This is a genomic window from Pseudomonas sp. MWU16-30317 (assembly GCF_020515695.1).
Classification (GTDB): domain Bacteria; phylum Pseudomonadota; class Gammaproteobacteria; order Pseudomonadales; family Pseudomonadaceae; genus Aquipseudomonas.
Genome location: NZ_JAIWJA010000013.1, coordinates 154,069 through 163,887 on the forward strand (window position 1 = coordinate 154,069; position 9,819 = coordinate 163,887).

Sequence of the window (9,819 nt, forward strand, 5' to 3'; positions counted from 1 at the left end):
GAAGAGGCCATAAGCCCCACCCTATCATCAGGCATTACAAGCTTTCGAGCATCAGCCCGCTCAAGCGTTTGACCTTGCGCTTGACTGCCTCTTCGAACACGCCCTTGCGCGGCTCGATCAGGGTGAACCAGTTTTTTGCCCGGGTAATGCCGGTGTAGATCAGCTCCTTGGTCAACACCGGATTCAGCGCATCCGGCAGGATCAGCGCGGTGTGGGCGAATTCCGAGCCCTGGGACTTGTGCACGGTCATGGCGTACACCGTCTCGACGTCATTGAGCCGGCTCGGCAACACGAAGCGCACGCCGCCTTCGCCATCGTTGCGCGCGAAGGCGACCCGCAGTACCAAATGCTGCGAGCCGGGTGCCTCGGGCAGGCGCAGGGCGATGCCGATGTCACCGTTCATCAAGCCCAGGCCATAGTCGTTGCGCGTCATCAGTACCGGCCGGCCTTCGTACCAGTGCTGATCGCTCTCGATCAAGCCTGCAGCGAACAACGCCTGGGTCGCGCGCTGGTTGAGGCGCTCCACACCCCAAGGGCCCTTGCGCACCGCACACAGCAACTGGAACTCGTCGAATGCACTCAGCACCGCTCGTGCCCACAGCGCCCACTGCGGTGCCTGCAGATCCAGCGTCGGAGCCGGGCGTTGGCTGTGGATAAGCCCGAGGTAATGGCGATAGCCCTTGGGGCCTGTCGCCGCCTGGCCGTTGAGCAGCAGTTTTTCCAGGGCCCGGTCCTGTTCGCCCTTGAGCTGCAGCGAGTAGATATCCTTGAACTCGCCCTTTTGCAGTAGCACCCGCGCCTGCTCCGGCGCCTGGCGATTGACCTGCCGCGCCAGTTGGCCGATGCCGCTGCCTTCGCCGAAGCGCCGCGAATAACGCAGCATCACCACTTGCTGGGCCAAGGGGTGTTCGCTGGCAGTGCCCGCCAGCAGTTCGCTGCCATCCAGGCGCTCATGCCCTACTTGTTCCAGCCAGGCACGGGTCTCGGGGCTGTAGCGGCCGGCCTCGGCGTCGCGGCACAGGTCGCCCAGCACCGCCCCCGCCTCTACCGACGCCAACTGGTCCTTGTCGCCGAGCAGCACCAGCCGCGCGTGGGCTGGCAAGGCGTCGAGCAGATTGGCCATCATCTCGAGGTCGATCATCGAGGCTTCATCGACCACCAGCACATCCAGCGGCAGCAAGTTGCCGGCGTGGTGACGAAAATGCCGCGTGCCGGGGCGGCTGCCGAGCAGGCGGTGCACCGTGGTCACTTCCACGGGGATGCGTGCGCGCACGGCCGGGTCGACGTCGAGCGTGGCGACCTGGGCGCTGATCGATTCAGTCAAGCGTGCTGCTGCCTTGCCGGTCGGCGCCGCGAGGCGGATACGCAGGGGTTTGTCCGCTTGCACCGCGGGCGCCTGCAGCAACGCCAGCAGGCGCACTACGGTGGTGGTCTTGCCGGTGCCAGGGCCGCCGGTGACGATGCTGAAGGCGCTACGGGTGGCCAGGGCGCAAGCGAGTTTCTGCCAGTCCACTGGCACTTCGCTTTGCGCTGGGAACAATTGCTCGAGGCGTTCGGCGAGATCCGCTGGAGCACTGGAGGTTTGCGCCAAGCGCTGGCGCAGGGCGCGATCGATACGGCGCTCGTAACCCCAGTAGCGGCGCAAGTACAGGCGGTGGCCGGCGAGTACCAGTGGGCGTTGATTGGCGGTGGTCGAGTGGCCCGGGGTAGGCGATGCGCGCTCGACCAGCGCGCTGGCCGCCAGCGTCTCGCGCCACGCCTCCAGGCTCAGGTGTTCGAGCAATTGCGAGGGCAGCAGCAACGGCCCGGTCAGCGCATCGCCCTCGGGCGGCAGCGACAGGGCGAAGTCCGGTTCGGCCAGAGTGGCACCCAGGTCGAGGCAAACATGGCCGTGACCGAGTTGGTGGCTGGTCAGCGCCGCCGCCAATAACACCAGCGGATCGCCCTGAGGGTCTAGCTCGGCGAGGAAGGCCACAAAGGCCTTGTCCAGCGCCCGCAGCCAACCGCGCTCGACCCAGCGTTCGAGCAACGTCAGCAGATCGCCACCCGCAGTGAGCGGCTGCAAACGCGCCAGGCTCTCGGCATCCAGGGGCGTCGGTAACAGGTCATCGAACGTGCGGCTCATGCGCCGGCTCCTTGAAACAGATCGCCTTGTTGGGCGGCGGGCGGGCGCGGTGCGGCCTCACCGCGGAATTGCGCATCGAGCTGCTCGATGAGGGCCTTGTCCGGGCGGGCGAAATAGCAGCCTTGGCTCGGCGCATGCACGCCGCGCAGGAAGATGAACAGCGCGCCGCCGACATGCAGGTCGTAGTCGTAGTCCGGCAGCCGCGCCTTGAGCTGGCGGTGCAAGGCCAGCAGATAGAGCACGTATTGCAGGTCGTAGCGATGATCAAGGATCGCCTGGTCCATGGCTTCCCAGGTGTAGGCCTGCTCGTCCGGGCCAAGCCAGCTGGACTTGTAATCGACCACGTAATAGCGGCCCTGATATTCGAAGGTCAGGTCAATGAAACCCTTGAACATGCCGTTCAACAAGGCGCCCTGAGCCGGCGCGCGCAAGGCACCGTTATGGGTGTGCTCGCGAACCAGCGCGTCGAGGCGGCTGACATCGACGCGGTGACTGGCGAACCAGAACTCCATCTCGATCTGGTATTCGGTGAGGTCCTTGAGGGCGCACGCCGGTTGCCCTTCGGCCAGTGGCAAGGGCTGAGCGATCAGGGCCTGCAGCCAGTCCACCAGGGTCGTGATCCAGCCGCTCCAGTCTCGACGGTTGCAGCGCCGGGCGACGCTGTCCTGGATGGCGTCTTGATCGACCTGGCCGAAGCCTTCGGTACCGGCCCACTCCAGCAGGCCGTGGAGGAAGGTGCCGGGGTTGGGCCCGCGCGGGAAGCGATGGATATCGCCGCTGCTGGCCTGTACTTCGCGAGGTGCCAGGGGATCGAGGCGTTCATCGTCGTAGAGTTTTTGCGCCTGGGCACTGTCAGGTGCGGCGAGCGGGTCGTCGCTGATACGCAGTGCGCTGTAGGAGGCGATCCACCAGTTCTCGGCGGCCTTGCGAGTGGGCGTGAGCTCGGCACGCAAGGGGGCGTCATCGACTGGCGCGATAAAGTGCAGGTCATCGGCTTCGGGCAGGCTCGGGTAGGCGATGCTGGCGCAGCCCTGTTGCAAGTCGCGCAGCCAACTGCTCAGAGCCGTGGATTGCGCCAGCGGCTGGCCACCGCCGAGCAGATAGCCCAGCGCGGCGCGGTGCAGCACCGAGTCCTTGTGATTGCCGCGCTTGAGGTCGGCGATGCCTAGCCAGCAGGCGTATTGCGCGCGGGTCAAGGCGACGTACAGCAGGCGCAGGTCTTCAGCCAGGCGCTCGTCGTCGGCCAGGGCGATCTGCTCGGGCGTCGGGCTGAGGGTCACGTGGGCCAGGCCGTGCTCGTCGTGATAAGCCAGCGGCAGGCGCTTGCCATCCACCGGTTTGGCCGAGCAGATAAAGGGCAGGAAGACCAGCGGGTATTCCAGGCCCTTGGATTTGTGGATGGTCACCACCTTGACCAGTTGCTCGTCGCTTTCGAGGCGCAGGATCTGCTCTTCGCCGGCCTGCCCGGACAGCGCCAGGTGCTCGGCCAGATGACGGATCAACGCTTGCTCGCCATCCAGTTCGCCGGCGGCCTGTTGCAGCAGCTCGCTGAGGTGCAGCAGGTTGGTCAGTACGCGCTCGCCGTCACTGCGCAGCATCAGGGTCTGCGGCAAAGCGAAGTCGTGCAGCAGGCGCCGCAGCATCGGCAGTACGCCCTGGGTGCGCCAGAGCGTGCGGTATTCGCGAAACTGCATGACCCGCGCCTCCCAGGCCAGTTCGTCCTGGTTGAACTGTTCGAGCTCGGTCAGCGGCAGGTTGAGGGTGATGCAGGCCAGGGCGGCGCGCAATGGGCGCTCGGCATCCGGCTCAGCGCAGGCCTTGAGCCAGGCCAGCAGGTCGTGGGCCTCTTGGGCGGCGAACACTGAGTCCTTGTCGGACAGATACACGCTGCGCACCCCGCGCGCTGCCAGTTGCCCACGCACAGCCTGGGCTTCCTTGCCGTCGCGCACCAGGATAGCAATGTCGGCCGGGCGGATGCCGCGCAGCGCGCCGTCGGTAGCGACGAAGCCGCCGCGCTGGTGCTGGCCGGCCATCAACAGGCGGACGATTTCACTGGCGCACACGGCGGCCATTTGCGTGCGATATACCTCGCCAGAGAGCGGCGCCTCGCTTTGCAATTGCCAGAGCGTCACGGCCGGCACGGCGAGGTTTTCGATCCGTAGCGTCTCTTTGCGACCTTGGGCGTCCACCGGCAGAAACGGCACCGGGTTCTGCGCGCCGTCCTTGAACAGGAAGGCTCCGCGCCCCGGCTCGCGCTGCTCAGCAGCGGCGAATACATGGTTGGCTGCCGCGACCATCTCGGCGCTGGAACGGAAGTTCTTGCCCAGCGTGTGCAACCGCCCGGTGGTGGCCTGGCGTGCGCGCAGGTAGGTATGGATGTCGGCGCCGCGAAAGGCGTAGATCGCCTGCTTGGGATCGCCGATCAGGAACAGGCCAGTGGCCGGGTCGTTGGCCTCGATGTGGTAGATGCGCTCGAAGATGCGGTACTGCACCGGATCGGTGTCCTGGAATTCGTCGATCAGCGCCACCGGAAACTGCTCGCGAATCAGGCTCGCCAGGCGCTCGCCGGACGAGCCACCCAGGGCTGCGTCGAGGCGCAGCAGCATGTCGTCGAAACCCATTTCGGCGCGTCGGCGCTTCTCCGCTTCGAAGCGCTCGCCGATCCAATGCGCGGCATGCTGCAGCACGGCGGCATCGGGGCTGGGCAGGCCGTCGAGCTGGCTGGGCAGATCGAGCATCGCGTCCAGCGCCGGGTGGTCGGGCGGGTCGGTCTTCCAGGCTTCACTCACGCCTTCGCGCGTCAGGCGAGTGAAGCCGGTACCGATATCAAGGTGGTGTTGATCTTCGTTGGTCGCCCAAGCGGTGATCTTTTCGAACCAAGGCTCGAAGAAGCGCGCCTGGATGTATTTGCCGTGCACAGATTTGGAGGAGACGCCGGTGTGGAACAAGGCGAGGAGCTCTTGGGCCCATTGCGTCCAAGGCTGCTTGAGCGTGACCAGGGCGGCGCGGCGTTGCTGCAGGCTGGTGTCGATGATCTCCCCAGGTTCGCGGCCGTCATTGTTGGCGCTGTGGGTGCCGAACAGTGCGCGTACCCGTGGCAGCAGCGCCGCCGGATTGTTCCAGTGCGTGCGCACCCAGGTCAGAGTGTCGCCTTCGAGGCTGTAGCAAAAGCGCCGCCAGTAATCGCGCACCACTTCGCCGAGCAGTTCGCTGTGATCGGTCTCGAGCGTCTGGGTAAACAGGCTGCCGCTGTCGAAGGCGTGCTCACGCAGCATGCGCTGGCACCAACTATGGATGGTCGAGACGGCCGCCTCATCCATCCATTGCGCGGCGATGTCGAGCTTGTTGGCGCAGGCCGCCCAGTGCTCGGGCGGATAGTCGTCGCGCAATTGCTCGATCAGCGCATCGGGGCTGGGGATTTCGTCACGAAAGTACCGTGCGGCATCGGCCAGGCGGGTGCGGATACGGTCGCGAAGCTCCTTGGTGGCGGCATCGGTGAAGGTCACCACGAGGATTTGCGGCGGCAGCAGTTCGCGGCCGAAACCGCTGGGCTCGCCACCGTGCCCCAGCACCAGGCGCAGGTACAACGCCGAGATGGTAAAGGTTTTGCCGGTGCCGGCGCTGGCTTCGATGAGTTGGCTGCCGCGCAGGGGGAACGTCAGGGCCAGGGGCGCGGATCGAGTCATGCCTGTGCCTCCTGGGCGTCAACGGATTGCCAAGGGGCTTCGAACAGTGGGCGATACAGGGTGTCGCACCAGCCGCTGAAGGTTTCGTCAGCGAGCATGGCGGCGAAGTCGCGGAATTGCCGTGCCAGGGCAACGCTCTCGCGGCGCTCGCCATCGAAGGTGATGCCGTCGCCTTCGTAGGCTTTGCCCGCTGCCGCGTGGGCCTTGGCGGGGTCGCTTTGGCCGAGCCAGGCGAAAGCGGTCTTTACCGCGACCGGCAGTGGCGCGGACATACCCACGAGCCAGGCGCTGAGCAGGTCGCGCAAGCGTTCGGCGGCAGCGTCCTCGCTCAGTGGCTTGAGCAACAGGGTGTCATCGCTGGCGACCAGCGCCGTGGTCAATGGCAGGCCGACCGCGCAGGCGCTCAGGTGCTCGACCCAGCAGCGGATCATGCGGTGCCATTTGCGCGTGCGCGTGCCACCGATGGCATTGGCAATGGTGGTAACGCTGAGCAAGCCACCGTCGGCGCGCTGTTGCAGGCCACCGATCCATCCTTCCAGCGTCACACCTTGATGGCTGAAGGTGATCGGCAGAGCGCTCTCCAGGGTGATCGGCCAGAGCACACGCAAATCGCGATAGCGGGCGAGCAGATCGGGCAAGGGCTCGATCAGTTCGGCTTGCAGACAGGCACCAAAACCAGCCATCGGCAGCAGGCCGCTGCCTTGCAGGCGTCGGGCCTGGGACTGCAGGGCCAGGTCGACGCTGTCGACGTTGGCCATGCCCGCGGCCAGCAGACTTTCGCTGAGGGTGTAGCGCTGCAAGGCGTCGAGGCTGAAGGGCTCTTCGTCCGGCGAGGGGGCTTGGGCCGCTTCGAAGAAGACCTTCAGACGTTGGCTGTAGAAGTGCCGGACCGGATGACGCAGAAAGTCCTGTAGTTGGGCGATGCTCAGGGCTGCGCTGGGTGTGTAGGCGCCAAGGGCAGTGGCGGTTGCGCCCGGTGGTAAGGCGTTGTGCAGTTGCTGCCATTCGCGGGCGTAGCTGAACAGCTGCTGATTGCCTTCGTGAAAGTAGCGAGCACTGAAGGGTTGCAGCGGGTGCTCGAGGGTCAAGGCGTGCAGCAAAGCGTCAGGGTCGTTTTGTTCGGACTCGGCCAGTCGCCAGCCGCTGGCGAGGTGGTCGCGCAGTTGGCCGATGAGCACCGAGGCCGGACGCTCGCTGTTGTCGCGGATGCTGCGGCCGACCCAACTGATGTACAGCTGATCGCGGGCGGAGAGGAGTGCTTCGAGCAACAGGTAGCGATCGTCTTCACGCCGCGAACGGTCGCCGGGGCGATAGTCGCTGCCCATCAGGTCGAAATCCAGGGGCGGCTGGGCGCGCGGGTAGTCGCCGTCGTTCATGCCCAGCAGGCACACCACCTTGAATGGAATGGCGCGCATCGGCATGAGGGTGCAGAAATTTACCGAACCGGCCAAAAAGCGCTGGGATAGGCGGCCTTCATCGAGACCGGCCAGCCAGGCTTCGCGGACCACAGTCAGGGGCAGCGCTTCTTCGAGGCTGACGCTGTCGCAGGTCTGCAGCCAGGCTTCGCGCAGGTCTTCGAGCTGCACCAGCAGGTATTCATCGTGTTCGCTGGTGGCCTGGAAGAACACTTGCAGCAGGCCATGCAGGCGCTCGCCCCATTGGCTCGGCAATGCCGGCTGCGAGAGTTGCTGGTGAGCGACGGCAAGCGCGTCGAGCAGCGCCACCAGAGGGCCGATCAGGGCCGCGTCGAGGCCGCCGATCTCGTCGTAGGGTTCGATGCCGTCGCAGCCTTCACCTGCACCGACGGCATAGCCCAGCAACATGCGCCGCAGGCCGAAGTGCCAGCTGTTCTGCTCCAGGCCGTGGGGCAGACCGAGGCCGGCGCGCTGGTGGGCGTCGAGGCCCCAGCGGATGCCGGCGCCTTCGATCCAGCGGTGCAGCGTGGGCAAGTCACGCTCTGCGATGCCGAAGCGGGCGCGCAGGGCCGGTACGTCGAGCAGGTCGAGGATCTCACTCACGGCGAAACGGCTGTCGGGCAGTTTCAGCAAATGCTCGAGGGCGATCAGCAGCGGATCGCGACCGCGCTGGCCCTGGTCGGTGAGGGTGAAGGGGATGAAGCGTTGATCGTCGCGTGGCAGTTGACCGAACACGGCGCGGATATGCGGGGCGTAGCTGTCGATGTCCGGGACCATGACGATGATGTCGCGTGGGCGCAGCGTCGGATCGGCGCTGAAGCGAGCCAGCAACTGGTCGTGCAGGATCTCGACTTCACGCTGGGCGCTGTGGGCGACATGGAAGCGTATGGACCGGTCCCGGGTGATGTCCACTGCGGGCCAAGTGCTGCGGGTTTCGGCCAGCGGGCGCAGTTCGAGGATGTCGTCCTGCAACTGGTTGAGCAGCGTGTGCGTGGTCGATTCGCTGAACAGGTCGATGCGACCTTCGCGAAAGGCTGCGCGGTAGCTGTCAGGCTGGTCGTAACTGTCGAGCAGGTTGATGTAGTCGCGGCCCTGTTTGCCCCAGGCTGCTAGCAGCGGGTGGGCGTGTTGATGCATGGCGCCGGCGTCGATGCTCAGGGGTGTGCCTTGCTTGCGGCTTTGGCGACGGTATTGATGGCGCAGCAGGTCTTTGTCGGCAACGATGTCGGCCCAATGGTGGCGGCATGGGTTGTGTACGCACAGCAGCACCTGGCTGAACCGTGCCAAACCGGCGAGCGCTTCCAGCGCCTGGGCCGGCAACGAGGAAATACCGAAGACGATGACTCGGGACGGCAAGCCGGCTGGGGCTTGCTCAAGAGCGTCGATGCGTTCGATAAAGCGTTGATGCACGCCAGCGCGGCTTTGCGCCATGCCTTCGGCCCCGACGTCATGCAGCAGTGCCCGCCAAAGTTCGGCCTGCCAGCAGTTGGCAGCGGCCAAGGGCTTGGCTTCGCCGCGGACACTGCGTAATTGGTGGCGGCCGGCCGCCCAGTCTTCCAACCAATCGGCGCGGTAGACCTGGTACTGGTCGAACAGGTCAGAGAGCCGCTCGGCCAGTTGGTAGCGCTTGCGCAGGTCGGTGTCGTCGGTGAGGAACCGTTGCAGCGGTTCGAAGTGGGGTTGGTCGATAAGCTGTGGCAGCAGGCGCATCAGGCGCCAGGTGAGGGGCGCCTTGTCGAGTAGCGAGGTAGCGGGGATTTCCTCTTTGCCGAGGACATTTCGGTACAGCTGCCACATGAAACTGCCGGGCAGTTGTACTTCTATTGCCGCAGCGATACCGCAGCCGCCCAGATCGTCGTCTGCCGGGTCTTCGGCCAAGGCAAGCTTCAACCACTGGGCAATGCCGTTGCTTTGTACCAGCGCGATTTCGCTTTCCAGCGGACGCAGGGGATAGCGTCGCATCCAGCTCACCACCAGACCGCGCAGTTCATCCAGACGGTTGCCGTGGACGATCATGAAGCCAGGAGTGATGGGGGTGGCAGACGACATTCAGGCTTCCTTGGCGGTGAGCAGGGCTAAGGACGAACTTTATCATGCTGGTGCCGCAGAACGGGCCGTGGGAAGGCAGCTTTGCTCCCACGGTATGCACGGCATACAACTGTGGGAGCAAGGCTTGCCCGCGAAGCTGTTGATCTTGACTTTGACTTTGACTTTGACTTTGCCAGGCCCCACAAAGACAAAACCCCCACCTGCCTTCGCAGATGGGGGTTTCGGAATTTAATCTTGACGATGACCTACTCTCACATGGGGAAACCCCACACTACCATCGGCGATGCATCGTTTCACTTCTGAGTTCGGGATGGGATCAGGTGGTTCCAATGCTCTATGGTCGTCAAGAAATTCTGTTTGCCAGCAGACCGTTTGGGCGGTCTTCCAGCGAATCGGGTATGTGATAATTTGTGAGTATCGCTTCAGAGTCGACGAACTTTCGGTTCGTGTCATCTCCACAGTCACCGCAATCTGATGCTCTTTCGAGTCGCAAATTGCTTGGGTGTTATATGGTCAAGCCTCACGGGCAATTAGTATTGGTTAG

At 64.8% G+C, this 9,819-nt stretch carries 3 protein-coding genes and 1 rRNA gene; all 4 read right to left on the reverse strand.

Going from position 1 to position 9,819, the window contains the following annotated elements:
* Window positions 1-34: 34 nt before the first annotated feature.
* A complete protein-coding gene (recD, locus tag LIX93_RS27350; protein ID WP_226507171.1) occupies window positions 35-2,125 on the reverse strand; it encodes an exodeoxyribonuclease V subunit alpha in 2,091 nt (696 codons plus the stop codon).
* The gene (gene recB, locus LIX93_RS27355; RefSeq protein ID WP_226507172.1) at window positions 2,122-5,811 is read right to left on the reverse strand and encodes an exodeoxyribonuclease V subunit beta; all 3,690 of its coding nucleotides are present in this window, start codon (window positions 5,809-5,811) and stop codon (window positions 2,122-2,124) included. Before recB ends, recD begins: the two co-directional genes overlap by 4 nt.
* Window positions 5,808-9,275 carry an exodeoxyribonuclease V subunit gamma gene (recC, locus tag LIX93_RS27360; RefSeq protein WP_226507173.1) on the reverse strand — a complete coding sequence of 1,156 codons (3,468 nt, stop codon included), beginning with the start codon at window positions 9,273-9,275 and terminating at the stop codon, window positions 5,808-5,810. Before recC ends, recB begins: the two co-directional genes overlap by 4 nt.
* 232 nt (window positions 9,276-9,507) lie before the next feature.
* A 5S ribosomal RNA gene (gene rrf, locus LIX93_RS27365) occupies window positions 9,508-9,623 on the reverse strand.
* Window positions 9,624-9,819 lie beyond the last annotated feature (196 nt).